Origin of the sequence: Micromonospora sp. AP08 (assembly GCF_008085935.1) — a bacterium.
Lineage (GTDB): Bacteria > Actinomycetota > Actinomycetes > Mycobacteriales > Micromonosporaceae > Micromonospora > Micromonospora chersina.
Genome location: NZ_VSEZ01000009.1, coordinates 100,220 through 126,332 on the forward strand (window position 1 = coordinate 100,220; position 26,113 = coordinate 126,332).

Here is a 26,113-nt window from a genome sequence, read left to right on the forward strand (position 1 = left end):
GGGCCCTCAGTCGAGCCCGGGCCGCCGCAGGCTCGTGACCAGGGAACGCCAGGCGGCCAGGGTGAAGGCGAGCGTGGGCCCGGACGGGTCCTTGCTGTCCCGCACCAGTACCACCCCGGGCAGGTTGTCCGCCACCTCGACGCAGTTGCCCTCATTGGCGGAGCGGATCGACTTGCGCCAGCGGGGCGCGACACTCGTCATGGCGTCACCTTCAGCTTGTTGATCAGATCGAGAGAGGCGCTTTCGCTGAGCGCCTCACCAAGCAGATGCTCCCATTTGCGCTGCACCAAGCCGATCCAGTCGGGATAGTCAGCGATCTGACCACGGGCCGCGTTGTCGAGGCAGAGCAGACGGTCGTGTCCGGGTAGCTCCGCGAGCACGAAGCCACCACCCATCGAGACATGTGCGCCGACGTCGAGCGGCAGGACATGCAGCCGCACATCGGGCAGCTCCGCCGCTTCGAGCAATCGACCGAGCTGACGATCCATGCCTGCCGGTCCTCCCACCGGTCTGCGCAGAGCGCTCTCGTCGATGACGAACACGCACTCGGGCGGATTGTCCCGGTAGAGCAGACGCTGACGACTCATCCGGAGGCTGACCAGCTCCTCGACCCGATCGCTCCGGTACAGGCCACCCGCCGAGGCGACCGCGCGGGCATACTCCTCGGTTTGCAGAAGGCCAGGGACCAGGCATGGCTCGAAATAACACAGCCGGATCGCCCGCTCCTCGTGGCCGGGCCACGACTCGAACCAGGCCGGTCCGCTGTTCTCCTCGCCCGCCGTCAGCAGGCTGGCCAGGAGGCCGCCGGTGCCGAGGGCCTGGTCGGCGGCGACGGCGAACTCCATGGTCGGCCGGCGTCGCCCGGTCTCGATGGCGGCGACCGTCGACGGGCTCCACCTGATCTCGGCCGCCAGCCCTTCCTGGGACACGTCCGCCCCGGCCCGGGCGGCCTTCAGGGCCCGCACCCATACCTCGATGTTCATCCTTACGTCCCCGGTAAGTACGTGGTCGCGCTCGGTAGTAAGCCCTGGCATCCTCCCCTGCTCGCGCTGCGGAGTCCAGGGTGGAGACACGCGGCCCGGCTGGCGGAGGCGACGACCCGGCGGCCGGTCCTGCGGCAGGTCGCCCCGGCCATCCCCCGGCCGGGGCGACCCTCATCCGGGGAGGCGCTTGATGGGGAACGACCGCCGAGATCTTGGACGGAAACGGCCCCCAGAGGGGCTCAATTCGTCCAAGATCTGGAAGAGGCCGGGCCGCTTCCTGGGCTGGGCGCGGGGCCGGGGCGGCACAATGTTTCACGTGAATCATGAGCCGGGCGCCGAGATCCACCACACCGACCCGTTCGCCGCGCCGGCCGGGCAGCGCTCGCCGGTCCGCCGGCTGCGCGGCCGGCTGGCCGCTCCGGTGACGCTCTGGACCGCGCCCGGTCCGGCGGGGCTGACCGTCTCGTCCACCCTGGTGGCCGAGGGGGAGCCGGACCGGCTGCTCGGGCTGGTCGACCCGGAGTCGGACCTGTGGGCGGCGGTGGAGGAGGCGGGCCGGTTCGCGGTCGCGCCGCTCGGCCCGCAGCACCGGCAGCTCGCTGACCGGTTCGCCGGCCTCTTCCCGTCGCCGGGCGGCCTGTTCGCCCTCGACTCCTGGGTCGACACGCCGTACGGGCCGGTGCCCGCGGACGCCGGCGGGTGGGCCGGGTGCCGCCTCGACGCCACCCGGGAGTACGGCTGGGGCCTGCTGGTCGAGGCCACCATCGAGGCGGTCGACCTGGCCGAGGACACCCCGCCGCTGCTGCACTACCGCGGCCGCTACCGGGGGCTGACCGACTGACCGCCGACCGGTGAGCGGAGTGACCTGGGTCACTCGGCGCAGCCGGACCGCCGTTCGGCGCAGCGGTCGACCGGCACCGATCGGAGCCTTCCCCGGCGGGGAGCGCGCTCTCTACCGTGCGCGAAAACTCCCCACGCCTGCGAAGGTGGTGATCCACAGATGTCCACGGACACACCCGCGTCCGCACCCGCCGAGTCGGCGGCGGAACGGTACCTCGCCGTCCAGCGGTCGGACGAGTTCGCCGGGTTGCGGCGCGCGCTGCGCGGCTTCGTCTTCCCGATGACCGTCGCGTTCTTCCTGTGGTACGCGCTCTACGTCATCCTCTCCGCGTACGCGCGGGGTTTCATGGGCACGAAGCTGGTCGGCAACATCAACGTCGCCCTGGTCTTCGGCCTGCTCCAGTTCGTCTCCACGTTCGTCATCGCCTGGCTCTACTCGCGGTTCGCCGACCGGAAGATCGACCCGGTCGCCGACCGGCTCCGCGCCGAGATGGGGGAGGTGACCCATGAGCACGGTCCTCGCGGCTGAGGCGGGCGGCACCACGGCCCGGAACCTGACCATCACGCTGTTCCTGGTCTTCGTGGCTATCACGCTGGCGATCACCGTCTGGGCCAGCCGGCAGACCAAGACCGCCACCGACTTCTACGCGGGTGGCCGGTCCTTCTCCGGCTTCCAGAACGGCATGGCGATCGGCGGCGACTACATGTCGGCCGCGTCCTTCCTGGGCATCGCCGGCATCATCGCCCTGTACGGCTACGACGGCTTCCTCTACTCGATCGGCTTCCTGGTCGCGTGGCTGGTGGCGCTGCTGCTCGTCGCCGAACTGCTGCGCAACTCCGGCCGGTACACGATGGCCGACGTGCTGGCCTTCCGGATGCGCCAGGGCCCGGTCCGGACCGCGGCCGCGGTCTCCACCATCACGGTGTCGATCTTCTACCTGCTGGCCCAGATGGTCGGTGCGGGCGCGCTGGTCGCGCTGCTGCTCGGCATCAAGCCCGGCACGACGTTCCTGGGCATGGACGCCGACACCGCGAAGGCCGCGACGATCTTCCTGGTCGGTGCCCTGATGATCATCTACGTCACGGTCGGCGGGATGAAGGGCACCACGTACGTCCAGATCGTCAAGGCGTTCCTGCTGATGACCGGCGCGATCGTGATGACCCTGCTGGTGCTGGCCAAGTACAAGTTCAACCTGTCCTCGCTGCTCGGCGACGCGGCCGACGCGTCGGGCAAGGGAGCCGCCTTCCTCGAACCCGGGTTGCGCTACGGCGTCGAGACACAAGGCGACGCGCTGAAGACCTTCTACAGCAAGATGGACCTGCTCTCGCTGGGTATCGCGCTGGTGCTCGGCACCGCCGGCCTGCCGCACATCCTGATCCGCTTCTACACCGTGCCGACCGCGAAGGCGGCCCGGAAGAGCGTGCTCTGGGCCATCGGGATCATCGGCACCTTCTACCTGTTGACCCTCGCCCTCGGCTTCGGCGCGGCGGCGCTGGTCGGCGGCAAGGCGATCACCGCGCAGGACAAGGCCGGCAACACGGCCGCGCCGCAGCTCGCCGAGGCGCTCGGCAAGGACTTCTTCGGCGGGAACCTGGGCGGGGCGACGCTGCTGGCGATCATCGCGGCGGTGGCCTTCGCCACGATCCTGGCGGTGGTCGCCGGGCTCACCCTGGCGTCGTCGTCGAGCCTGGCGCACGACTTCTACGCCAACGTGCTGAAGAACGGGCAGGCGTCGGAGCGGCAGGAGGTGACCGTCGCCCGGATCTCCGCCCTGGTGATCGGCCTGGCCTCCATCGTGCTGTCGATCTTCGCGCAGAAGCTCAACGTGGCGTTCCTGGTGGCGCTCGCGTTCGCGGTCGCCGCCTCCGGCAACCTGCCGGCGATCCTCTACAGCCTGTTCTGGCGGCGGTTCAACACCTCCGGCGCGGTCTGGGCCATCTACGGCGGCCTGCTCGCCGCCGTGGTGCTGGTCTTCTTCTCCCCGGTCGTCTCCGGGGCGCCGACGGCCATGTTCCCCGACCACGACTGGCACTGGTTCCCGCTGTCGAACCCGGGCATCATCTCGATCCCGTTCGGCTTCCTCTGCGGCTGGATCGGCACGCTGCTGTCGAAGGAGCACGACGAGGAGAAGTACGCCGAGTTGGAGGTGCGCTCGCTCACCGGCGCGGGCGCGCACTGACCACACCCCCACCCCGGTGGGCCGGAGCCGTCGTCGGCTCCGGCCCACCGGTTTGAGTAGGCTGGCCCGCATGAAGGTCGCTCCCCGCTTCGGCTCCGGACATCGCATCCTCGTCACCGGCGGCGCCGGCTTCGTCCCGTCGCACCTGGTCGACCGGCTCATCGAGCGCGACTGCACGGTCGTGGTGCTGGACAACTTCGTCACCGGCTCCAAGGACAACATCGCGCACCTGCTCGAGAAGCCGACCTTCTCGCTGGTCGAGGCGGACATCTCCGAGGGGCTGCCGACCGACCACCCGGCGATGGCCGAGCGGTTCGACGCGATCCTGCACATGGCCTCCCCGGCCAGCCCCACCGACTTCGAGAAGCTGCCGGTGGAGATCCTGCGGGTCGGCTCGGTGGCCACCCTGCACCTGCTGGAGCGGGCCACCGCCGACGGCGCCCGGTTCCTGATGGCCTCCACCTCCGAGGCGTACGGGGACCCGAAGGAGCACCCGCAGCGCGAGACGTACTGGGGCAACGTCAACCCGATCGGCATCCGGAGCGTCTACGACGAGGCGAAGCGCTTCTCGGAGGCGGCCACCATGGCCTACCACCGCAGCCGGGGCACCGACACCGCGATCGTCCGGATCTTCAACACCTACGGCCCGCGGATGCGGCCCGACGACGGCCGGGCCATCCCGACCTTCATCTCCCAGGCGCTGCGCGGCGAGCCGATCACCGTGCACGGCACCGGCAACCAGACCCGGTCCATCTGCTACGTCGACGACCTGGTGCGGGGCATCCTGCTGCTGCTCGACTCGACCGAGACCGGCCCGATCAACTGCGGCACCGAGCACGAGATGTCGATGCGGCAACTGGCCGAGACGATCGTGTCACTCACCGGAAGCAGCTCCGAGGTGAGCTACATCACCCGCTCCGCCGACGATCCGGAGATGCGCCGCCCCGATCTGACCCTCGCCCGTGAGCTGCTGGGATACGAGCCCACCGTGGCGCCCGAAGACGGTCTCCGACGCACGATCGAGTATTTCCGCGGCCGGCTAGGGTACTGAGTCCCGCTGGGAGGAGGCTGACACCCGGCTGCGCCTCAGGGCACGGGTGGCTCGACCGACCTACCCTCGGTTACATGTCAGCGACCTCGTCTGCCGGCGTCCCGTTCCCCGCACCCCTGAGCCGGAGCGCGGGCCGCGCCCAGGTTCCCGGCTCCGGCCGGGGCACCAGCGGGCGTGCCCGCGCGACCGACGCCCGCTGGTACCCCTCGTACGACGAGGAGCCGCGCTCCGGCGGGCCCGGCGGCCCGGGTGGACCGACGGGCCCGGACGGGCCGGGTGGCGGCGCCGGCGGTCCCGGCCGGCGCGGCCCCCGTCCGCGCTGGGGACGGATCGGCCTGGTGGCCGGCGTCGCCGTGCTGGTGCTGGCGCTGCTCGGCGGCGCCGGCGCCTGGCTCTACGCCCGCAACCTCAACGGCGACCTGGCCCGCACCGACCCCTTCTCCCAGATCACCGGGGGCCGGCCGGCCAAGCAGGTCGAGGGCGCGTTGAACATCCTGCTGGTGGGCAGCGACTCGCGGGACCCCGACGCCGAGGTGGACGCCGCCGGCAAGTGGCGGGCGGACACGCTGATCGTCATGCACATCCCGGCCGACCACAAGCACGCCTACCTGGTCTCCATTCCGCGTGACCTGTACGTGCCGATCCCGGAGAACGCCGGCGCGTCCTGCGACTCGGGTTCCCGCAACAAGATCAATGCCGCCTTCGCCTTCGGTGGCCTGCCGCTCGCCGTGAAGACCGTGGAGTGCTTCAGCGACGTCCGGATCGACCACGTGATGGCCATCGACTTCGCCGGCTTCAAGGAGGTCACCGACGCTCTGGGCGGCGTGGACCTCAAGGTGGAGCGGACCATCACCTCGATCCACAAGCCGTACCGGACGTTCACCAAGGGCGTGAACCACATGAACGGCGCCGAGGCCCTGGACTGGGTCCGGCAGCGCAAGCAGTTCCCGGACGGCGACTTCGCCCGGATGCGTCACCAGCAGGAGTTCCTCAAGGCGCTCATGGACAAGGCGGCCAGCACCGGGACATTGACCAATCCCAGGAAGCTCAACGATTTCCTCAAGGCGGTCACCGCCGCCGTCACGGTCGACCAGGGATTCTCGTTGAGCGACATGGCGCTGCAGTTCCGGAGCCTGCGTGGGGAGAACCTGACCTTCGTCACGAGCCCCAACCTGGGCGGCCAGACCATCGACGGCCAGTCGGTGGTGGTCTCCGACCGGGAGAAGGCGCTGGCGATGTACAAGGCCATCGCCGCGGACACCATGGCCGACTGGCTGAAGGCCAACCAGAAGACGGACACCGACGGGAGCGGCGGCTGACGCCACTCCCGCGATAGCGGCGCATCCGATCGGCGGTCAAGGCTCGTCCCACAGTGAGCCAACCGCCGACCGGATCATTTCAATTGGCCGTTCGGCCACAACCCTGAGCCATTGGCCGAGATTGACGGGCTTAGCCCTCGCACGAGGTCGCGAGAACGGGAACAGATACGTACAGTGGTCCCGCCCCCGATCACCGAGCTGGAGCACGCATGTCGGTCCAGACCAGCCGTCGCCCTCAGTCACTGGAGCCCGGATCACCCGGGCGGGTTCCCCCGATCATCCCGACGCAGCCCGGCCCCGGCGGCCCCGGCGGCGGGAAGAAGCGCACCAAGCGCAAGGACCCGCTCTGGGCCAAGCTCACGGTGATCTTCGGCGCCGTCCTGATGATGACCAGCGGCCTCGCGATCGTCGGCAGCAAGGCGGTGATCGGCCAGGCCACCAACAGCATCGACCAGGGCAACCTGCTCGGTGAGGCGGGCAAGAGCGACGCCGAGGGCGGCAACAGCCTGGACGGCCCGATCGACATGCTGCTGCTCGGCGTGGACGCCCGGCAGCGCTGGGCCGCGGACGACGTCCGTTCGGACACGATCATCATCCTGCACATCCCGGCCAGCCACGACCAGGCCTACCTGATCTCCATCCCCCGGGACACCGAGGCGCAGATCCCGGCGTTCGAGAAGAGCGGCTACGGAGGCGGCACCGACAAGATCAACGCCGCCTTCTTCCACGGGGCGCAGAACGGTGGCGGCTGGGAGGGCGGCGCCCAGCTGATGGCCAAGACGATCAAGTCGATGACCGGGATCAGCTTCGACGGCGCCGCGATCATCAACTTCGGCGGCTTCAAGAACGTGATCGACGCCCTGGGCACGGTGCGGATCTGCGTGAGCCACGAGGTGCCGTCGCACCACATGTCGATGGTCGAGGGCAAGCCGATGTGGAACGCCGACGCGAAGAAGAGCGGCAAGCCCTACAAGCCGGTGCTCCACAAGAAGGGCTGCAAGGAGATGGAGGGCTGGGAGGCCCTCGACTACGCCCGCCAGCGCTACGGCCTGCCGAACAGCGACTACGACCGCCAGCAGAACCAGCAGCAGCTGATCAAGGCGATGGCGAAGAAGGCCACCGACAAGGGCATGCTGACCAACCCGATCAAGCTGAACGCGTTGATCAAGGCGGCGGGCAAGGCCTTCATCCTGGACACCGGCGGCGTGCCGATCGCGGACTTCATCTTCACGCTCAAGGGCGTCAGCGGGAACGACCTGGTCACCCTCCGGACCAACGGCGGCACCTACAGCACCGCCGGCAACGGCCGGGAGAAGTTCAACGACACGACCATGGAGATGTTCCAGGCGGTGAAGAAGGACAAGCTCGCGGACTTCGTGGTGTCGAACCCGAGCGTCCTGTCCACCCGCAAATGACCTGGTGACCGGCCGGTAGCCGCGGCGAAAGCGGCACCGCCCGGCGGTTCCCCCCGTAGCCTGACGTGAGCGGGTCTCATGTCGCGGCTACGGGGGGAACGTCACGTCCAGGCCAGCACGGAACGCACGCGGGCGGACCCGATCCGCCCGCTGGTCCCGGTTCCTGCTCGGCGCGGGTCTCGCCCTGCTCCTGCTCGCCACCCTCGGCGTGGCCGGCCTGCACTGGCTCACCAACCGCTACGACCGCACGGTCACCAAGGAACAACTGCTCGACGCGTCCGCCCGGCAGAAGCGCACCGACCTCTCCGGTCCGCTCAACTACCTGCTGATCGGCTCCGACCACCGGCCCGGCGCGAACCCCGAGGACCAGCGCTCGGACAGCATCCTCATCGTGCACGTGCCGGCCGGGCTGCGGCAGGCGTACCTGATCTCCGTGCCGCGCGACCTGCTGGTCGCCATCCCGGCGGCGCCCGGCTTCGGCGGCGGCCAGGACAAGGTCAACGCGGCGTACGAGCACGGCGGCGGGGGCCAGGCCGGGGCCCGGCTGCTCAGCGCCACCCTGACCCGGCTCACCGGGGTGCGCTTCGACGGCGCCGCGCTCGTCGACTTCTCCGGCTTCAAGCAGGTCATCGACCTGCTCGGCGGCATCCGGATGTGCGTCGACACCCCGGTCCGGTCGATCCACACGAAGACCCTGTTCGACGCCGGCTGCCAGCAGATGAACGGCGCCCGGACGCTGGACTACGTGCGGCAGCGCTACGGCCTGCCCGACGGTGACTACGACCGGCAGCGCCACCAGCAGCAGATGCTCCGGGCGGTGCTCGACAAGGCCGGCGAGACCCACCTGCGCAGCGACCCCGTCAAGCTGGATCGGGTGCTCCGGGCGGTCGGCGGCGCGCTGACCCTGGACAGCAACGGCGTACCCCTGGAGGACCTGCTCCTCGCGCTGCGCGGGCTGCCCGCGGACGCCCTGCACGGGGTCCAGGTGCCCTCCTACCCGCAGACCATCGACCAGGTCTCCTACGTGGTGCTCGACAACGGCGGCGGCGGTCTCTTCGATGCGCTGCGCGGCAAGCGCATGCCGGAATGGGCCGGGGACCACCCCCGCTGGGTCAACCGGCTCTGACCGGACCGGGCCGCTAGGCTTGGTACCCGTGTTCGGACCCCAGGTTCCCAGCGTGCCCGCGTCGGCCGTGCCCGACGACATCTACCTCCTCGACGTCCGGGAGGACGACGAGTGGGGCGCCGGCCACGCGCCGACCGCCCACCACCTGCCGATGACCGAGCTGCCCGCCCGGATCGCCGAGGTGCCGGACGACCGCGAGGTGGCCGTGATCTGCCGCTCGGGCGGGCGGTCCGCGCAGGTGGTCGCGTACCTGATGCGCAACGGCTGGGACCAGGTCCGCAACGTCGAGGGCGGGATGGGCGACTGGGCCGCCGCCGGCCGTCCCGTGGTCACCGACGACGGGCAGCCGGGCCGGGTCGCCTGAGGCGCGACGCGGCCATGACCACCCCCCTGGTCTTCGCGCACCGCGGCGCCTCCCACGACCTGCCGGAGCACACGCTCGCCGCCTACCTCCGCGCCCTCGACGAGGGTGCGGACGGGCTGGAGTGCGACGTCCGGCTGACCCGCGACGGGCACCTGGTCTGCGTCCACGACCGCCGGCTGGACCGGACCAGCAACGGTCACGGGCTGGTCAGCGCGCGCACGCTCGCCGAGCTGGAGGCGCTCGACTTCGGCTCGTGGCACCCCGGCGGGTCGGCGGGCGACGGGGACGAACCGCTCGACGAGTCGCACACCCGGCTGCTCACGCTGGAGCGGCTGCTCGACGCGGTGCTCGCCGCCGGGCGGCCGGTCCGGCTGCTCATCGAGACCAAGCACCCCTCCCGCTACGGCCGCGACGTCGAGCGCCGGCTGGTCACCGTGCTGCGCCGGTACGGGCTGGCCGAGCCCGGCCCGGACGACCCGGTCCGGGTCACCGTGATGTCCTTCTCCCCGCTGGCCGTACGCCGGATCCGCGACCTGGCGCCGGCGCTGCCCACGGTGCTGCTGCTGGAGGTGCTGCCGCGCTGGCTGCGGCTGGGCCGGCTGCCGTTCGGCACCCGGATCGCCGGGCCGGGGATCGGCCTGGTCCGGGCCCGCCCGCAGCTCGTCCCCGCGCTCCGGGCCGCCGGCAACCAGGTCTACGTCTGGACCGTGAACGAGCCGGCGGACCTGGAGCTGGTGCTGACCGCCGGGGTGGACGGGGTGATCACCGACCGACCCGCCCGGACGTTGGCCCGGTTGGGCCGGTGAGGCCGGCCGGTCCGACCGGGGGGGCGGTAGCCCGGCCGGGGGTGTCCCCGGGACGGGCGGCGCGGCACACTCGGGACATGCCGGAGCGAACCGACTTCACCGCCCTCATCGCCGGCCACACCAGCGTGATCAAGATGATCAATTCGGGTGAGTCCGGGCTGGCCGTGCTCACCCGGCTGCTCCGCGAGGTCGAGCCGGCCGTCGGCGCGGCCGGCCTGGTGTTCGTGGAGTTCGCCCCCGCCGGCGGCCGGGTGATCGCGGCGACCGGCAGCGCCGACTTCGTCACGGGCCGCCCGCTGCCGGCCACCCACCCGGCCACCGTCTGCCTGCTCTCCGGCCCGCCGGTGCGCGAGGTCGGGGTCGACGCGATCCCCGGCGCGATCGCCGACGAGCTCACCGCACGCGGGCTGCGCCGGATGATCCTGGCGCGCGCCGAGATCGGCGGCCTGACCGTCGGCAGCCTGCACGCCTTCTATCCGGGGGATGAGCCGCTGGACGCCTCCCAGCGGGCCGTGGTGGGCTACGTGGCGGCCTGCATCGCCCACATGTACGGCGACCAGACCGGCCTGCCGGTGCACGGCGACGGCCCGGTGGTGGCCGCGCTCGCCGACGGCCTGGCGGTGGTCGACCGCGACCACCACGTCCGGCTCTGGAACCCGGCAGCCGCCCAGGTGACCGGCCGGCCGGCCGGCGAGGCGCTGAGCCGGCCGCTGCCGTTCCCGCTCCCCCCGTCCGGGCAGGTGCTCGACCACCGGCTGCCGGACGGCCGCTGGCTGCGGATCACCTCCGGCGAGCTGCCCGGGCCGGGCACGCTGCGGGTGGTCACCTTCCGCGACATCACCGACCAGCAGCGGCGCGACCACGACCGGGACCTCTTCGTGGCGGTGACCAGCCACGAGCTGCGCACCCCGGTCACCGTGATCAAGGGGTACGCGGACACCCTCACCGACCACTGGGAGTCGCTCAGCGACGACGACCGGCGGCAGGCCGCCCGGATCATCGGGCAGCGCGCCAACGAGCTGGCCCGGCTGGTCGACCGGCTGCTCACCGCCGCCACCGAGAACCGCCCCGGCGGCCAGCCGGCCGCCCCGTTCGACCTGGGCGACGCGCTGCGGGCGGCGGTGCCCGACCTGCCGGCGGACGTCCGCCACCGGATCGTCCTCGACCTGCCGGCCGACCTGCCCAAGGCGCTCGGCGACCGGCACAGCCTGGCCACCGTGCTCACCGAGCTGAGCACCAACGCCGGCAAGTACTCGCTGCCGGACACCCCGATCGAGGTCTGCGCCGAGGCCAACGAGCGGACCGTCTCCTTCCGGGTCGCCGACCGGGGCATCGGCATCCGGCCGGAGCACGTGGAGCGGGCGTTCGACCGGTTCTGGCAGGGGGAGTCCGGCGACCGGCGGCGCTACCCGGGGGCCGGTCTGGGGCTCTATCTCGTCCGGCAGATCGTTGAACAGCAGAATGGATGGGTATCCCTCCGACCGAGAGCCGGTGGGGGTACCGTCGCAGAGGTGCGGCTGCCACGGGGGTGAACCCGGCCCGCACGGGGGTGGGAAGGAACGACGGTGTCGACGGGTTCGGCCGAACGATCGTGGTGCGTGGTGGTGCCCCACCACGCCACCGGCGCGCGCCTGGCCCGGCACCGGCTCGCCGACGAGCTGGCCGACGTCGTACCCCCGACCCTGCTGGCCGACCTGGTCGCGGTCCTCGCCGAGCTGGTCGGCAACGCCGTGCGGCACGCCGACCCGCTGCCCGGGGGCGTGGTCCGGGTGGCCTGGCGGCTGCGGCCGACGGCCGGTGGGCAGACCGTCCAGCTCCGCGTCACCGACGGCGGCGGCGCCTCCGGCCCGCTGATGCGGATCGCCGCCCCGGACGCCGCCGACGGGCGCGGCCTGCACATCATCTCCGGGCTGGCGAGCCGCTGGGGGGTCGAGCGGGACGGCCTGGGCCAGAGCGTCTGGGCGGAGTTCGACCCGGCGGGCGCGACCCGGTCGGACCTGGTCGTGGCCGGTTGAGCCGACCGGGGAGGCGGGTTGCGCCCACGGCCGTCGGTCCCGGCATCTAGGCTGTCTCGCCGTGAGCAAGCGTCGAAAGAGCCAGCGGGCCGCCGAAGCCACCCCGAAGCGGGAGAAGGTGCGCGACGTCTTCGTGCCCCGACCGTTCGAGGGCCTGGTCGACGAGCCGGAGTGGATCGCCCTGCGCGAGCTGGTGCCGGCCGCCTCCGCGCCGCTGCGGCTGACCCCCGAACTGGTCGAGGAGCACGGCGACCGCCCGGTCACCCTGGCCACCGTGCTGCCGATGGCCGCCCCGGCGATGACCAAGCCGGACGGGCGGGTCTTCATCGGCCTCCAGCGGCACCAGCAGTCCGGCGACGTGTCCCGGGACCTGGCCGACGCGCTGCTCTGCGCGCTGCGCACCGAGCCGGGTGGCCAGGTCAGCGTGCCGCCGCTGCCGGGGCCGGGCCCCCGCCTCCAGGACATCCTGGTGGACGGCCCGCTGGAGATCAGCATGCACGAGGGGTTCGAGTTCTGGCTCGACCCGGGCGCCGCCGACGACCCGAACGTGCAGGCGTCCCTGGAGCGGGCCAACGCCGCGATCTACCCGACGGTGAAGCTGGCCGCGGCGCGGGCCGCGTACTGGTGCCAGGTGCCGGAGAAGGCGCACGTGCGCTGGGTGCTGCCGGAGGACGAGGACGTGGCGCTGGACGCGCTGTCCCGGCTGAGCGCGGCCGGCACCCTGACCCTGGGCGACAACACCCGGTTCGCCGGCATGTTCCGGGCGCACGGCCGCCTGGTGCCGGTGTGGGACCTGCCCGAGGACGCGCCGGCCGCCGACTGGGAGGAGCCGGTGACCGGGTTCGCCAAGCGGTACGCCGAGGCGCTGGAGGAGCGGGAGCCGCTGGACGCCGCCGGGCGCCGGGCCCGCCAGGGCCTGCTCGGCCGCCAGCTCACCCTGCGCTGACCCGATCTGCGTCGCGGGCCCCGGTCGGTGACCGGGGCCCGTCGCCGTTCATCGGCGCAGCGGTTCGCGGACCAGCGGGCAGGACATGCAGCGCGGTCCGCCCCGGCCGGAGCCCAGCTCCGAACCCGCGATGGCGATCACCTCGATGCCGGCCCGCTCCAGCTGGGCGTTGGTCTCCACGTTCCGCTCGTAGCCGACGCAGAGCCGCGGCGCCAGGGCGAGGGTGTTGTTGCCGTCGTCCCACTGCTCCCGTTCGGCGGTCACCGGGTCGAGACCGGTGTCGATCACGCGCAGCTGGTCGAGGTCCATGGCGTCGGCGGCGGCCCGCAGGAACGGCGCCGGGCCGTCGACCCGCGGGTCCTCGCCGTCCGCGCCGGCGATGACCGTGTACGCGGACAGCTCGCTGGCGATGTTCGGGTACATCAGGACGGCGTCGACGTCGACCATCGTGCAGACCGTGTCCAGGTGCATGGTGGCCCGTTCCTGGGCGATCGGCACCACCAGGATGGTGTGCGCGAGCCCGGCGGCGAAGACCTGCCGGGCCAGCCGCTCCGCGCCGGCCGGCGTGGTGCGCTCGCCCACGCCGACGGCGAGCACCCCCGGCGCGAGCAGCAGCACGTCGCCACCCTCCAGGTGCTCCAGCTCGGGGTGGTAGACGAACTCGGTGCCGACGAAGCGCGGGTGGTAGCGGTAGATCGCGTCGGTCAGCGTGGTCTCGCGGCGGCGGGCCGGCATGGCCAGGCTGGTCACACCCACCCGGTCGCCGATCCAGAGCGACGAGTCGCGGGTGAAGAGCAGGTTGGGCAGCGGATCGATGACGAAGTCGTGCCGGTCCATCAGCGTCCAGACCAGACCGCCGGGGCGGTCCGGGCCGATCCGCACCTCCTCGTGGGCGAGCCCGGCCACGAACACGTCGGCCAGGGCGGCCGGGTCGAGGTAGGTGAGCTGGTCGGCGACCCGGCGGCGCAGGGTGTCGCCCAGCCGGGGCGAGCGGAGCACCAGATCGGTCAGCTCGGCCCGCGCGTCCGGCACGGCGAGGGTCTCGGCCAGCAGGGTGGCCAGGTAGAGCACCTCCACACCGCGGGACCGCAGAGCCGCCGCGAAGGCGTCGTGCTCCTCCTGCGCCCGACCCACCCATGGGATAGCGTCGAAGAGCAGGGAGTCGTTGTTGCGTGGGGTGAGGCGGGCGAGTTCCGGCCCCGGGCGGTGCAGCAGCACCGTGCCGAGCCGACCGACCTCGCTGTCCACGTAGTGGGTCACCCTCGCAGCGTAGGGCAGGGTTCCGCACCATCCGGGAAAAGAAGTGTGAATGAATATGGCATTCATCCGCACTCATTCCGGCGCTCCAACTTGCCGAGCACCGGGGTGCGCAACGTAGGGTAGTGGAGACATAACTTCGAGAGACCTTTTGCCGGAGGTCGCGATGACTGTCTTTCCCGCTCGCCGAGCCGTACCGACCCGGGCACTGCCGCCCGTCTCGGTGCCGCATCCCCGGGTCGAGTCCACCTCGGTGCTCGAGCCGGCCCGTCCCACTCCGCTGGAGTGGGCCCGCCGCCGCCGGGCCGAGCGGGGGGCCCGCCGGTTGGAGGCGGCCGGGGCCCGCGCCCTCGGCCAACTCGACCACCTCGGCCCCGCCTGGCACGTCATCGAGTGGCCCCGCACGGACGCTGCGGACGTGCTCCTCGACCGCACGCAGGACGAGCGGGCCGGCTTCCTCGCCATCGGGCCGAGCGGGCTCTTCGCGGTCACCGTCGCCGACCACGGCCGGGCCCGGGTGCTCGTCGCGGGCGACGTCGTGCAGATCAACGGCAAGCGTCCGCCCTATGTGGCCGAGGCCCGCCGCGACGCCAAGCGGGCCGCCAAGGCCCTCTCCGACGCCGTCGGCCTGCCGATCCCGGTGACCCCGGTGCTGACCTTCGTCGGCTCCGGGGTCATCAGCGTCTACGGCCTGCCCAAGGACTGCCTCATGGCCACCCACCGGGAGCTGGACCGCCTGCTCGTGGCGGGCGGCAACCGGATCAGTCCGGCCACCGCCGAGAAGCTCTCCCGTGTCGCCCAGGCCCCGTCGACGTGGCTCAACGGCACGTACCGTCCAGCGGCCGACTACCGGTGGTACGAGGAGGGCCGAACGGCCGCTGACAAGCGGGCCGCCCGCCGGTAACGTCTCCGGCGACGCCACGCGGTCCGCGGCTCCGCCCCGGTGGTCCCGTCGGCCCGCGCCGTCGCCGGCCGCCCGACACCGGGCACCCGTCGCACCGACCCCTGTCCCCCGGTCCCCTTCGAGCGCTCGGATCCCCGTGCGGCTCCGGTGACCGGACGCAGCGCGGTCGGGCGGTCGTCGAGACGACCGGCTAGCGTGGACAGACCGTCGGTGTACATAGGAGGCGCGGTGGCCCACGTCGAGCTCTCGCTCTCGGAAGTGTTCGTGCCCGTGGCGGGGACACCGACCGAGCAGGAGTCCGACAACTTCGGGCAGTGGTCCGGCACGGTGTCCCGGGCCGCCGAGCCCTGCCTGCTCATCGACGCCGACACCACCGTGGTGGCGATCTCCTCGTCCGGCTGCGAGCTGCTCTGTCTCGGCGCCCCCGAGGACGTCATCGGCCGGCCGCTGCTGGAGGGCGGCCTGCGCCTGGTCGACTTCACCGCCAGCCCGAGCGAGCTGACCGAGCAGGAGACCGACAAGATCCCGCCGCTGCTCGCGCTGCTCTCCGGCCGGCTGGCCCGGGGCCTGCTCCGGGTCCAGGGGCCCGGCGCCGACGCCGGCACGACGGTGGACGCCATCTCCACGCCGGTGCTCGCCGACGGCGAGGTGGCCGGCTCGCTCACCTTCTTCTCAGCCGTCTGACCTGCGACGTGTGGCGCTCGCCGCACCGGGCGGTGCTGGGCCCCTGACGCGCCGAGACCTTAGGGTGCCCTCATGCTCGATGTCGCTCTGCTGCCGGGCGAGTACGCCGTGTGCCGCCTGCCGGCCGGCACCGTGCTGCCCCCACGGCTCTGGGGCGCGCTGGCCGGCCGCGACGTGGTGACGGTGAGCTGGACCGCCGACGGCGTCTCGGTGATCTGCCCCGCCGAGCGGGCGCCCGCCGGGGCGGACGTGGAGACCGAATGGCGCTGCCTGCGGCTGGTCGGCCCGCTGGACGCGGCGGTCACCGGCACGCTCGCCGCCCTGGTCGACCCGCTCACCCGGGCCCGGGTCGACGTGGTGGCCTTCTCCACGTACGACACCGACCACGTGCTGGTGCCCACCGTGCGGCTGGCCGAGGCGACCAGCGCACTGGAGCGCGCCGGGCACCGGGTCCACAAGTGACCTTCACCCGATCGGGTGATCCTCCTACGATGGGCTCGGCCGACCGGCCATGACGACGTCCCTCGATGCCGAGGATCGCACCGTGCCCTGCACCCCGCCCCGCCCCGCCCGCCGACACCTCCCGGTGGCGCTGGCCGCCCTGCTCGCCCTCGCCGGCTGCGGGGCGCCGCCCGAGCTGCGCCACCCCATCGCGTCCGCGACCATCGCGCCGACCGCCTCCGCCACCCCCACCTCCAGCCCGACGCCGGCCGCACCGGTGACCCCGACCCGGCCCACCCGCACAGTGCCGATGCCGGACCCGACCGCCACGCCCTGCCGGTCCGGCCCCTCCGGCGACCGGGTGGTCGCCCTGCTGCGCGGCTCGGCCCGCGTGCTGCCCCGGGACGTCCGGGTCACGGTGCGGACCGGGCCGCTCTGCGCGGAGGACTGGCAGTACACGGTGCTGGCGGTGAGCGGGCACGAGGAGCTCCAGGTGGTCACCCGGGGCCGGCCCGCCGCGCTGGAGCTGGTGACCGCCGGCACGGACGTCTGCGGCGTGGAGGTACGCGTCGCCGCCCCGTCCGGCATCCGGACCCTGGCCTGCGACGGCACCCCGGGTGCGTAGTCTGGTCGACATGCCGGGAACACCGCCGACCCGCTTCGTCTACCTGGGTCCCGAGGGCACCTTCGCCGAGCAGGCGCTGCGCACCGTCCCCGCCGCCGAGCGGGGTGACCGCACACCGGCGCGCAGCGTGGGCGAGGCGCTGGACGCCGTACGGGCCGGGGAGGCGGACGCGGCGCTCGTGCCGCTGGAGAACTCCATCGGCGGCGCGGTCGGGGTGACCCTGGACGAGCTGGCCGAGGGGGAGCCGCTGGTGATCACCCGCGAGGTGATCCTGCCGGTCGAGTTCGTGCTCGCCGCCCGCACCGGGATCGCGCTGGCCGACGTGCGCAGCGTGGCCGCCCACCCGCAGGCGTCCACCCAGTGCCGGGGCTGGCTCCGCGACCACCTGCCCGATGCCACCGTGGTCGACGTGCTCTCCAACGGCGCCGCCGCGGCGGGCGCCGCGAGCGGCGAGCACGACGCCGCCATCTGCGCCCCGATCGGGGCCACCCGGCACCGGCTGACCGTGCTCGCCGACAAGATCGCCGACCACCCGGACGCGGTGACCCGGTTCGCGCTGGTCTCCCGCCCCGGCCCGCCCCCGCCGCCGACCGGCGACGACGTCACCTCGCTGGCGGTCTACATCGCGCACGACCGGGTCGGCGCGCTGCTGTCGGTGCTCACGGAGTTCGCCACGCGCGGGGTCAACCTGAGCCGGATCGAGTCCCGCCCGACCGGCGAGGCGCTCGGCCGGTACGTGTTCTTCCTCGACTGCACCGGGCACGTCGCCGACGTACGCCTCGGCGAGGCGTTGCAGGGGCTGCGCCGGGTCTGCGCGGACGTGCGCTTCCTCGGCTCGTACCCCCGGCACCGCTGGAACCCGGCGGCGAGCGACCGTCCGGTCCCCGCGCCGGCCGGCCTCTCCGACGCCGACTACGCGGACGCGGCGGCCTGGCTGTCCCGGCTGCGCGCCGGCGAGCTGAGCTGACGGTGGGCGGGGCGCCCGAGCGGGCGCCCCACGCACCGGGCGGTCACTGCAGCAGGCCGCCGAGCAGGCCGCCCTGCTGCTGCTGAGCGCCGCTGCCCTGCACCGGAGGCTCCTCCGAGGGCTGGACCACGACGAAGCCCTGCCCGGCGAAGCTCATCGTGAACGCCTCACCGGTGCTGCGGCCGAGCAGCGTGCCGAGGCCGAGCTGCTCGGCCCGGTGGTAGCCGGTCTGGAGGTTGGCCGACCAGCAGACCGCGGCCTGCGGGTCGACGTAGGTGGGCTGGTCGACGTTGAGCACGACCGGGGTGCCCTTGGTGGTGATCGCGATCCGGCCGTAGCCGGTGAAGACGCAGTTGAACAGGCCGGCCGAGGACGCCATCCCGGCGCCGCCGACCATCTTGATGTCGTACTGGAGGGTGGAGTCGAAGGCCAGCACGCTGGAGCCGTTGATCGACAGGGCGTCGCCGGGCTCCAGGTCGATGATGTGCACGTCCTTGGCCAGCTCGGCCAGGAAGACGTCGCCGCGGCCGGCCAGCTTCATCAGCGGCACACCCTCACCGGTGAGCCGCTGCTTGATGAACTTGCCGATGCCGCCGGAGCCGAGCGCCTGGAACTGCACCTGACCCTGGTACGCGACCATGGACCCGACCCGGGCCATCGCCTCGCCGTTCAGCTCGATCTTCAGCATCTTGGAGTTCTGCAGCCGCATGCCCGGCTGCTGGGACTCCTTCTCAAGGTTCTCCGCGGAGAACAGCGCGCTGCGCATGGGTTTCCTCCTGCATCGGGGTGTGCCTGCACCGGAGGTTAGGGGACCCGCGCAACAGCGGGGATCGGCCGAGCGGGGCGCGACGCGCGCCCGGTCAGCCCCAGCCGAGGACGTGCAGTCGGTCGTCGTCGATGCCGAAGTGGTGGGCGATCTCGTGCACCACCGTCACCGCCACCTCGTCCACGACGTCGTCCTCGGTGTCGCAGATCGCCAGGATGGGGTTCCGGAAGATGAGGATGCGGTCGGGCAGCACGCCGGCGTAGTCCCAGCCCCGCGAGGTGAGCGCGTGCCCCTCGTAGAGCCCGAGCAGGTCCTCGCCGGGCGGCGGGTCGTCCTCGACCAGGATGACCACGTTGCTCATCAGCCCGAGCAGTTCTTCGGGCACCTCGTCGAGCGCCTCGCCGACGAGTTCCTCGAACCGCTCCCGGCTCATCTGCACGGCCACGCCGCCCCGTCACCCCTTCACGATCGGCACGCAGCACGGCAAGGGCGCCCGACGGGGCACCCTCGCCGTGTCGCGCGTGGTCAGGCCAGGCGGGCGTTCAGCGTGATCTGCGCGCCCGGGGAGAGCAGCCGGGAGATCGGGCAGTTCTCCTTGGCCGCCTCGGCCAGCTTGGTGAACTGGGCCTCGTCCAGGCTCGGAGCCTGGCCGACGGTCTCCAGGTCGATCCGGGTCACGGTCATGCCCGCGTCGGTCTTGTCGAAGTGGACCTTGGCGGTGGTCTCCACCGACGTGTCGGTGGCGCCCGCGTCGGCGAGCTGCTTGGAGAGGGCCATCGAGAAGCAGCTGGCGTGCGCGGCGCCGATCAGCTCCTCGGGGTTGGTGCCCTCGCCCTCCTCGAAGCGGGACTTGAAGGAGTAGTTGCCGGTCAGGCCGCCCTTGCCGGTGCGGACGGTGCCGGACCCCTCGGTGAGGTTGCCCTGCCAACGAGCGGAAGCGGTACGGATAGGCATGGCACCGACGCTAACCGAAAGCGGGCCGCCCCGCACCGGCCTGTGCGCTTGCGGTCCCCTGTCACCGGTGCCGGCTGTGTCATGATTCGACGCAGGCCCGCGTACGGGAAGGGTGGCCCATGTCCCAGGATCTCCCCATCCCCAGGCAGGACAACCGGTCCGACGGCACCACGGTCGTGGAGTGGGGCGACGCCGAACCGGCTCCGCCCGGCCGGGTCGGGCGCTCGCTCGCCGGCCTGGCGCGGGACCATCGCCTTCCGCCGGTGCTCGCCGGTCTCGGCGCGGTGGCCGCGGTCGCCTCGCTGATCGGCGAGTGGCTGGTGATGACCGTGCCCAACGAGGGCCCGGACGGAAGCACCCCGGTCCGCCTGCCGAGCGGTGCGGCGCAGGTGGGCGGCTTCGGTGTCGCGTACCTGGTGGGACTGCTCGGCCTGGCGGTCGCCGTGGCGCTGGCGCTGCGCGGCGCGCCGGCGATCCGGCAGCACGCCCGGCTCGCCGGTCTCGGCCTCGCTGCGGCCCTGCTCGCCATGCTGGTCGCGACCGCCGCCTCGCTTCAGGAGCTGGCCCGGCGCACCTTGTTCTTCCCCGCCGAGCAGCGGTTGCAGGTGGAGCACGGGCGCGGCCTGGTCACCGCCTTCCTCGCCGTCGTGCTGCTCGCCGCCGCGCTGCACCTGTCCGGCCGGATCGGCGCCGAGCCCGCCGACCGGGCGGGCGAGCCCGGGGCGGAGCCGGCCACCGGGTTCGCGGACGGCCGGTCCGGCCGGGGCCGGCGGCGGGCCACCGAGGACGAGCTGCCGCCCGCGCCGGCGGACCTGAGCGTCCAGCCCACGACGCCCTTCGCCCACCCCGAACCGCCCCGCTGACCCGGCGCCGCCGAGTCCTCCCGGCCGCCCGGAACCGCCGCGGGGGACCGGCCGTGGTGGGACACCCGACGGCCGCCGCGGGTTGGTGTCCGATTCGCCGAAAAGCCATGGTTGCGACCCGTTCCGCGAGATACGGTTGCTGCCCGCCGTCCGGTGGCCGCGGCACCGAGGACCTGGACGGCCGACGCGACGGCGGCGGGCGAAGGAGGAACCATGACCCGCCCGGGACTGCCCAAGCTGATCGCCACCGACCTCGACGGCACGCTCGTCCGCAGCGACGAGACCGTCTCCGCGTACACCCACAAGGTGCTCGACCGGGTGCGGGCCGCGGGGATCCCGGTGGTCGGCGCCACCGGCCGGGGGCCGCGCCTCACCGAGCTGACCCGCAACGACATCCGCGCCGCCGACTTCCTGGTGATGGCCGGCGGAGGCCGGGTGGTCGACCAGAGCGACCCGGCGGGCCCGCTGGTGCTGCGTGACGAACGCCTCCCCGGCGCGGTGCTGGCCCGGATCCTGGCCGACCTGGAGGCCGCCGTCGGCCCGCTCACCGTGATGGTGGAGGCGTCCGACGAGCACGACGCGCCGCTCTGGGGCGACTACCACCCGAGCTGGCCCTACCAGGACCGGTTCGAGGCGCGCAGCCGCGCCGAGTGCCTCGCCGGCGACGTGCTCAAGGCGTTCGCGCGGACCGCCGACCACCACGTGGACGAGCTGCTGGCGGTGGCCCGCCGGATCGTCCCGGCCGAGCTGGCCACGCTCACCCAGGCGGGGCTCGGATTCGTCGAGATCTGCCCGCCCGGGGTGGACAAGTCCACCGGGCTCACCGTGGTCGCCGAGCGGCTCGGCGTCGACCCGGCGGAGGTGCTGGTCTTCGGCGACCAGCCGAACGACCTGCCGATGTTCGGCTGGGCCGGCTGGGGTCGGGTGGCGGTGGCCAACGCGCACCCGGACGTGCGCGCCGCGGCCGACGAGATCACCCTTCGCAACGACGACGACGGCGTCGCGGTCTACCTGGACCGACTACTCTCCCGGTGATGGGAGAGGCACCTCGGCTCGTCGCGACCGACATCGACGGCACGCTGCTCCGGGACGACCGGACGCTCAGCCCGCGTACGGCGGGGGTGCTGGCCCGGATCTCCGCGGCGGGCACGCCGGTCGTGCTGGTCACCGGCCGTCCCATCCGCTGGCTCCAGCTCGTGTACGACCAGCTCGCCGAGCCGCTGCCGGCGATCTGCGCGAACGGCGCCGTCGTGTACGACCCGGTCGCCGACGAGGTGCTCCGCGCCGACCCGCTCGCCCCGGAGCTGCTGGCCGAGGTGGCCCGGCGGCTGCGTGCCGAGGTGCCCGACGTGAGCTTCGCCGTGGAGATCGTGGACAGCCGGCAGATGCGGCACGAGGCGCACTACCCGCTGCGCTGGGACGCGGACGCCGATGCGATCCGCGCCATCGAGTCGCCGGAGGAACTGCTCGCCGTGCCGGCGGTGAAGCTGCTGGCCCGGGCCGGCGAGCAGGACCCCGACGTGTTCGTCCGGGTGGTGGCCGGCGCCCTCCAGGGGCTGGCCGAGGCGACCCACTCGTCGTACAGCGGGCTCGTGGAGATCTCCGCCGCCGGGGTGACCAAGGCGGCCGGCCTGGCCTGGTACGCCGCGCGGCTCGGCATCGACGAGCGCGACGTGCTGGCCTTCGGTGACATGCCGAACGACGTGCCGATGCTGACCTGGGCCGGGCGGGCGGTGGCGGTCGCCAACGCGCACCCGGCCGTCCTGGCGATCGCCGACGAGGTGGCCGGGGCGAACAACGAGGACGGCGTGGCCGCGTACCTGGAGAAGGTCTTCGGGGTGGCCTGACCCGGGTGTGCCGACCGGCCGGGCCTGCCGGCCGGTCGGCGTCGCCGACGTGGGTCAGAGGTACTGGCCGGGGGCGTGGCCCTCGTTGGTCTGCGGCATGCCCGGCATGCCCGGCAGCACCCCACCCGGGCCGCTGGGCAGCGCCTGCCGGCCGGAGCGCATCTGCTCCAGCTGGACGCGGGCGGCCATCTGCTGGGCGACCAGCGCGGCCTGGATGCCGTGGAACAGCCCCTCCAGCCAGCCGACCAGCTGGGCGTGGGCGATCCGCAGCTCGCCCTCGCTGGGCGCCTGGTCCTCGGTGAAGGGCAGCGAGATCCGCTCCAGCTCCTCGCGCAGCTCGGGGGCGAGGCCCTCCTTCAGCTCGACGATCGAGCGCTCGTGGATCTCGCGCATCCGGTGCCGGCTGGCGTCGTCCAGCGGGGCCGCCTTGACCTCCTCCAGCAGCTGCTTGATCATGCTGCCGATCCGCATCACCTTGGCGGGCTGCTCGACCAGGCGGGTCGGATCCTCCCCCTGGCCCTCGTCGGTCTGGACGGTGCCGACCGGCCGACCGTCCGGCCCGACCACCACCACGGTGCCGGGGATGCCATCGTTGCCCTGTTCGTCGTCCTGTCCGGCGGAGCGCGCTTCGGTCATGGGACCCATCTTTACCCACCCCCACCACGCGCACGCGCCCGGACCGGCTGCCGGCGCGGAACCACCCGGCCGGGGCGCGCTACCGTCGCCCTCATGCCCGCAGACCCGCGCGACGTGCTGACCCGGCCGGCCCCGCCGCCGGACGCCACCGTCGCCTACGGCGACCACCCGGACCAGTGTGCCGATCTGCGCCGGCCGGCCGGCGACGGACCGCCCCGGCGGCTGGTGGTCGTGGTGCACGGCGGATTCTGGCGGGCCGAGTACGACCGCACCCACACCGGCCCGATGGCGGCGGCGCTGGCCGCGCTCGGCCACCCGGTCGCCCAGGTCGAGTACCGGCGCACCGGCCGGCCGGGCGGCGGCTGGCCGCACACCCTCACCGACGTGCTGGCCGGGGTGGCGGCGCTGCCCGGGCTGGCCGCGGCCGCGCTGCCCGGGCTCGTGACGGCCGCCCCACCGATCCTGGTGGGGCACTCGGCGGGCGGCCACCTGGCCCTGTACGTGGCGGCGCACGCTCCGACCACGGTCGGCGGCGTGCTGGCCCTGGCGCCGGTCGCGGACCTCGCCGAGGCGTACCGGCTGGACCTGGACTCCGGCGCGGTGGCCGCGCTGCTCGGCGGTGGCCCGGCCGAGGTCCCCGACCGGTACGCGACGGCCGATCCAGCGTCGTTGGTACCGATCCGAACACGCACAGTAGTCATGCACGGGGCGCTCGACAAGCAGGTGCCGGTCGCCATCAGCCGCTCCTGGGTGGCCGCGGCCCGGGCCGCCGGCAGCCCTGCCACACTGGTCGAGCTGCCCGCGTGCGAACATTTCGGGCTGATCGCGCCGGACTCGGCCGCCTGGCCGCAGGTGGTCACCGCATTGCGGTCCCTGCACGATGATCTTCAGGGCATTGACGCAGCGTCGCCAAGCAGGTAGAACGCCGAAGGGGCGTTGCACCCTGGCCGCTCCATCGGGAAGGAAATCGGTGTCGCAGATGAACCGCAGGCGGGCGCTACAACTGCTGGCCGCGCTGGGTACCACCGGGCTGGCGGCGGGCTGCGGCGGGACCGACACCGCGGATGAGACCAAGCCCGGCAGCCCGATCAAGATCGGTTTGATCGTTCCGGGCAGCGGTCCGAACAAGGTCATCGGCGACGAGATCACCAACGGGTTCCAGCTCTTCCTCGCCCTCAACGACGGGCAGCTCGGCGGGCACCCCGTGACGGTGGTGACGGCCGAGGAGGGCGACACCGCCAAGACCGGCCAGGCCGCCGTGGACCAGCTGCTCAAGGAGGGCGTGCTGGCGCTCACCGGCGTGGTCAGCTCCGTCGTGATGACCGGCATCCGCGACGCCGTGGAGCAGGCACGGGTGCCACTGATCGGCTCCAACGCCTCCCCCATCAGCCTCCAGAGCGTCGTCTACATCTGGCGCACCTCGTACGTGCTGAACGAGCCGGGCGTGGCGCTCGGGCAGTACCTGCGGCAGATCTTCAAGAACAAGGAGTCCGCCAGGATCGCCATCTTCGGCACGCAGGGCCAGAGCAGCCGGGACGTCATCGACGGCCTCCGGGACGGGTACGAGCAGGGCGGCCGGCGGCTGACCGAGGAGCCGATCTTCACCCCCGACTACCCCAGTCCCGGCAAGACCGCCTACACGGGCGCGATCCGCACGGCCCTGGACCGGAAGCCCGGGCCGCCCGACGCGATCTTCTGCCACTACACCGGGGTGCAGGCCGTGCAGTTCATCAAGCAGCTCTACGCCCAGGGCTACCGGGGCCCGATCTACGCGCCGGGCTTCCTCACCGAGGGCACCGTGCTCAGCCAACTCGACGACGGCGAGCGGGGCGAGGAGCGGGCGCTGATCCAGAATTGCGGCATCGAGACCGCGCTGAACTACTCGGCCGACCTGAACAACACGGCCAACCGGGTGTTCGCCTCGGCGTACCGCAAGGCGCACAACGCCTCGCCGAGCACCTTCGCGATGGCGTCGTACGACGCCGCGCAGGTGCTGGACAAGGCGATCCGGCTGGTGGGCGGCAACCCGACCCCGCAGCAGGTCAACCTGGCGCTCGGCAAGATCGGCCAGATCGACAGCCCGCGCGGCGCCTGGCAGTTCAACCAGCCGCGCACCCCGCAGCAGAAGTGGTACCTGCGCAAGGTGCAGCTCGACGGCCAGCTGCTTTCCAACATCGTGATCAGCGAGCTGGCCACGCTCGGCTGATCCTCCCCCGCGTACGCGGAACGGGCGGCCTCCCCTCGGGGAGACCGCCCGTTCCCGTGCGTCAGTGGCGCAGCTCGGCGATGCAGCACTTCACGCTGCCGCCGCCCTTCTTCAGCTCGGCCAGCTCGACCGGGACCGGGTGGTAGCCGGCCGCCTTGAGCTTGCCGGCCAGCCGGGTCGCCTCGCTGTTCAGCACCACGTTGAGCCCGTCGCTGACCAGGTTGAGGCCGAAGGCCAGGGCGTCCTCGTCGTCCGCGATCACCGCGTCCGGGAAGAGCTGGGTGAGCACCCGCTGGCTGGCCGCCGAGAAGGCGCCCGGGTAGTAGACGACGTTCTCGTCGTCGATCGAGGCGAGCGCCACGTCCAGGTGGTAGAAGCGCGGGTCGACCAGGCGCAGCGAGACCACCGGCCGGCCGAGCGCCTCCTGCGCCTCGGCGTGCGCCGCCGTCTCGGTGCGGAAGCCGTGGCCGGCGAGGATCAGCCCGCCGTGCGCCTCCGGCAGGTAGGCGAAGTCGCCCTCGCCCTCGTTGGTCTCGCTCGGCGCGATGAACCGCCAGCCGTTCGCCTCGTAGAACGCCCGGTGCGCGGCGGCCTCGGCGTGCCGCTGCTCGTGCTTGAACTGGGCGCCGTAGACCGTGCCGTCGACCACGAACGCGCCGTTCGCGGCGAAGACCATGTCCGGCAGCCCGCGCTCCGGGGTGAGCAGGTGCACCTCGTGGCCGAGACCGACCAGGGTCTCGCGCAGGCGGTCCCACTGCTTGACCGCCAGCTCGGCGTCGACCGGGGCCGTCACGTCCATCCACGGGTTGATGGCGTACTCGACCGCGAAGTGCTCGGGCGAGCACATGAGATATGTCCGCTTTCGCGGGACTCGCTGCTGGTTCACGGTCACCAAGAGTAGGTACGGTACAACTTTGG

The 26,113-nt window shown here is 72.8% G+C and carries 30 protein-coding genes; 22 read left to right on the forward strand and 8 right to left on the reverse strand.

What is annotated here, in order from left to right:
* Positions 1-6: 6 nt before the first annotated feature.
* Together FXF50_RS17270 and FXF50_RS17275 are read right to left on the reverse strand one after the other, a co-directional pair.
* Positions 7-201, reverse strand: a complete 195-nt coding sequence (locus tag FXF50_RS17270; protein ID WP_148429036.1) for a DUF397 domain-containing protein — start codon at positions 199-201, stop codon at positions 7-9.
* Entirely contained in the window at positions 198-983 is a 786-nt protein-coding gene (locus tag FXF50_RS17275) for a helix-turn-helix transcriptional regulator (RefSeq protein ID WP_148429038.1), read from the reverse strand. The genes FXF50_RS17270 and FXF50_RS17275 overlap by 4 nt, the downstream gene beginning before the upstream one ends.
* A 253-nt stretch (positions 984-1,236) precedes the next feature.
* Here FXF50_RS17275 and FXF50_RS17280 point away from each other — a divergent pair, with 253 nt between their 5' ends.
* The 12 genes from FXF50_RS17280 (at position 1,237) to FXF50_RS17335 (ending at position 13,045) form a co-directional block, all read left to right on the forward strand.
* Positions 1,237-1,824, forward strand: coding sequence for a flavin reductase family protein (locus tag FXF50_RS17280; protein ID WP_255510090.1), 588 nt, complete (start codon positions 1,237-1,239; stop codon positions 1,822-1,824).
* 159 nt (positions 1,825-1,983) lie between these two features.
* The gene (locus tag FXF50_RS17285) at positions 1,984-2,352 is read left to right on the forward strand and encodes a DUF485 domain-containing protein (protein WP_148429042.1); all 369 of its coding nucleotides are present in this window, start codon (positions 1,984-1,986) and stop codon (positions 2,350-2,352) included.
* The gene (locus FXF50_RS17290) at positions 2,330-4,003 is read left to right on the forward strand and encodes a cation acetate symporter (protein WP_148429043.1); all 1,674 of its coding nucleotides are present in this window, start codon (positions 2,330-2,332) and stop codon (positions 4,001-4,003) included. Before FXF50_RS17285 ends, FXF50_RS17290 begins: the two co-directional genes overlap by 23 nt.
* 70 nt (positions 4,004-4,073) lie before the next feature.
* Positions 4,074-5,054 (forward strand): NAD-dependent epimerase/dehydratase family protein, encoded by a 981-nt coding sequence (locus FXF50_RS17295; RefSeq protein ID WP_091316474.1) that lies wholly within the window; start codon positions 4,074-4,076, stop codon positions 5,052-5,054.
* Positions 5,055-5,128: 74 nt separating this feature from the next.
* Positions 5,129-6,373: an LCP family protein gene (locus tag FXF50_RS17300; protein ID WP_148429045.1), complete on the forward strand. Its 1,245-nt coding sequence runs from the start codon at positions 5,129-5,131 to the stop codon at positions 6,371-6,373.
* Between the two features lie 209 nt (positions 6,374-6,582).
* On the forward strand, positions 6,583-7,788 hold the full coding sequence (locus tag FXF50_RS17305) for an LCP family protein (RefSeq protein ID WP_148429047.1): 1,206 nt from the start codon (positions 6,583-6,585) through the stop codon (positions 7,786-7,788).
* A 208-nt stretch (positions 7,789-7,996) separates the two neighbouring features.
* Entirely contained in the window at positions 7,997-8,914 is a 918-nt protein-coding gene (locus FXF50_RS17310) for an LCP family protein (protein WP_255510085.1), read from the forward strand.
* 28 nt (positions 8,915-8,942) lie between these two features.
* The gene (locus tag FXF50_RS17315; RefSeq protein ID WP_091316463.1) at positions 8,943-9,278 is read left to right on the forward strand and encodes a rhodanese-like domain-containing protein; all 336 of its coding nucleotides are present in this window, start codon (positions 8,943-8,945) and stop codon (positions 9,276-9,278) included.
* 14 nt (positions 9,279-9,292) lie between these two features.
* The gene (locus tag FXF50_RS17320) at positions 9,293-10,084 is read left to right on the forward strand and encodes a glycerophosphodiester phosphodiesterase family protein (RefSeq protein ID WP_148429051.1); all 792 of its coding nucleotides are present in this window, start codon (positions 9,293-9,295) and stop codon (positions 10,082-10,084) included.
* 77 nt (positions 10,085-10,161) lie between these two features.
* Positions 10,162-11,616 (forward strand): PAS domain-containing sensor histidine kinase, encoded by a 1,455-nt coding sequence (locus tag FXF50_RS17325; RefSeq protein ID WP_148429053.1) that lies wholly within the window; start codon positions 10,162-10,164, stop codon positions 11,614-11,616.
* Positions 11,617-11,682: 66 nt separating this feature from the next.
* The gene (locus FXF50_RS17330) at positions 11,683-12,099 is read left to right on the forward strand and encodes an ATP-binding protein (RefSeq protein ID WP_187399716.1); all 417 of its coding nucleotides are present in this window, start codon (positions 11,683-11,685) and stop codon (positions 12,097-12,099) included.
* Positions 12,100-12,160: 61 nt separating this feature from the next.
* Complete coding sequence (locus FXF50_RS17335) at positions 12,161-13,045, forward strand: DUF5926 family protein (RefSeq protein WP_148429057.1); 885 nt, start codon at positions 12,161-12,163, stop codon at positions 13,043-13,045.
* A gap of 48 nt (positions 13,046-13,093) precedes the next feature.
* Here the strand turns inward: FXF50_RS17335 and FXF50_RS17340 are convergent, their stop codons facing one another.
* On the reverse strand, positions 13,094-14,305 hold the full coding sequence (locus FXF50_RS17340; protein WP_148429059.1) for an arginine deiminase: 1,212 nt from the start codon (positions 14,303-14,305) through the stop codon (positions 13,094-13,096).
* Positions 14,306-14,468: 163 nt separating this feature from the next.
* Between FXF50_RS17340 and FXF50_RS17345 the strand changes: the two genes are divergently transcribed.
* The 5 genes from FXF50_RS17345 (at position 14,469) to pheA (ending at position 17,923) form a co-directional block, all read left to right on the forward strand.
* The gene (locus tag FXF50_RS17345) at positions 14,469-15,206 is read left to right on the forward strand and encodes a hypothetical protein (protein ID WP_091316449.1); all 738 of its coding nucleotides are present in this window, start codon (positions 14,469-14,471) and stop codon (positions 15,204-15,206) included.
* A 228-nt stretch (positions 15,207-15,434) separates the two neighbouring features.
* The gene (locus tag FXF50_RS17350; protein ID WP_148429061.1) at positions 15,435-15,890 is read left to right on the forward strand and encodes a hypothetical protein; all 456 of its coding nucleotides are present in this window, start codon (positions 15,435-15,437) and stop codon (positions 15,888-15,890) included.
* 72 nt (positions 15,891-15,962) lie between these two features.
* Positions 15,963-16,352, forward strand: coding sequence for an ACT domain-containing protein (locus tag FXF50_RS17355; protein ID WP_148429063.1), 390 nt, complete (start codon positions 15,963-15,965; stop codon positions 16,350-16,352).
* Positions 16,353-16,434: 82 nt separating this feature from the next.
* Positions 16,435-16,956 (forward strand): hypothetical protein, encoded by a 522-nt coding sequence (locus FXF50_RS17360; RefSeq protein WP_370464123.1) that lies wholly within the window; start codon positions 16,435-16,437, stop codon positions 16,954-16,956.
* A gap of 10 nt (positions 16,957-16,966) precedes the next feature.
* Positions 16,967-17,923, forward strand: coding sequence for a prephenate dehydratase (pheA, locus tag FXF50_RS17365; RefSeq protein ID WP_148429067.1), 957 nt, complete (start codon positions 16,967-16,969; stop codon positions 17,921-17,923).
* Between the two features lie 43 nt (positions 17,924-17,966).
* On the opposite strand, the gene FXF50_RS17370 is transcribed toward pheA, so the two are convergent.
* From FXF50_RS17370 to FXF50_RS17380, 3 genes are all read right to left on the reverse strand, one after another.
* Positions 17,967-18,689, reverse strand: coding sequence for an AIM24 family protein (locus FXF50_RS17370; RefSeq protein WP_148429069.1), 723 nt, complete (start codon positions 18,687-18,689; stop codon positions 17,967-17,969).
* 94 nt (positions 18,690-18,783) lie between these two features.
* Positions 18,784-19,128, reverse strand: a complete 345-nt coding sequence (locus FXF50_RS17375; RefSeq protein WP_187399718.1) for a metallopeptidase family protein — start codon at positions 19,126-19,128, stop codon at positions 18,784-18,786.
* Positions 19,129-19,214: 86 nt separating this feature from the next.
* Positions 19,215-19,643, reverse strand: a complete 429-nt coding sequence (locus tag FXF50_RS17380; RefSeq protein WP_091316434.1) for an OsmC family protein — start codon at positions 19,641-19,643, stop codon at positions 19,215-19,217.
* Positions 19,644-19,762: 119 nt separating this feature from the next.
* On the opposite strand from FXF50_RS17380, the gene FXF50_RS17385 reads away from it, so the two are divergent.
* From FXF50_RS17385 to FXF50_RS17395, 3 genes are all read left to right on the forward strand, one after another.
* The gene (locus FXF50_RS17385) at positions 19,763-20,506 is read left to right on the forward strand and encodes a hypothetical protein (protein ID WP_148429071.1); all 744 of its coding nucleotides are present in this window, start codon (positions 19,763-19,765) and stop codon (positions 20,504-20,506) included.
* Between the two features lie 213 nt (positions 20,507-20,719).
* A complete protein-coding gene (locus tag FXF50_RS17390) occupies positions 20,720-21,541 on the forward strand; it encodes an HAD family hydrolase (protein WP_148429072.1) in 822 nt (273 codons plus the stop codon).
* The gene (locus FXF50_RS17395) at positions 21,541-22,353 is read left to right on the forward strand and encodes an HAD family hydrolase (RefSeq protein WP_148429074.1); all 813 of its coding nucleotides are present in this window, start codon (positions 21,541-21,543) and stop codon (positions 22,351-22,353) included. The genes FXF50_RS17390 and FXF50_RS17395 overlap by 1 nt, the downstream gene beginning before the upstream one ends.
* A gap of 54 nt (positions 22,354-22,407) precedes the next feature.
* Here FXF50_RS17395 and FXF50_RS17400 read toward each other — a convergent pair whose 3' ends face one another.
* Positions 22,408-22,998, reverse strand: coding sequence for a bacterial proteasome activator family protein (locus FXF50_RS17400; RefSeq protein ID WP_091316424.1), 591 nt, complete (start codon positions 22,996-22,998; stop codon positions 22,408-22,410).
* 84 nt (positions 22,999-23,082) lie between these two features.
* Here FXF50_RS17400 and FXF50_RS17405 point away from each other — a divergent pair, with 84 nt between their 5' ends.
* Both FXF50_RS17405 and FXF50_RS17410 read left to right on the forward strand, forming a co-directional pair.
* Positions 23,083-23,910, forward strand: a complete 828-nt coding sequence (locus FXF50_RS17405; RefSeq protein WP_148429076.1) for a S9 family peptidase — start codon at positions 23,083-23,085, stop codon at positions 23,908-23,910.
* A gap of 49 nt (positions 23,911-23,959) precedes the next feature.
* The gene (locus FXF50_RS17410) at positions 23,960-25,195 is read left to right on the forward strand and encodes an ABC transporter substrate-binding protein (RefSeq protein WP_148429078.1); all 1,236 of its coding nucleotides are present in this window, start codon (positions 23,960-23,962) and stop codon (positions 25,193-25,195) included.
* Positions 25,196-25,256: 61 nt separating this feature from the next.
* Here FXF50_RS17410 and ddaH read toward each other — a convergent pair whose 3' ends face one another.
* The gene (gene ddaH, locus FXF50_RS17415; RefSeq protein WP_357826344.1) at positions 25,257-26,090 is read right to left on the reverse strand and encodes a dimethylargininase; all 834 of its coding nucleotides are present in this window, start codon (positions 26,088-26,090) and stop codon (positions 25,257-25,259) included.
* Positions 26,091-26,113 lie beyond the last annotated feature (23 nt).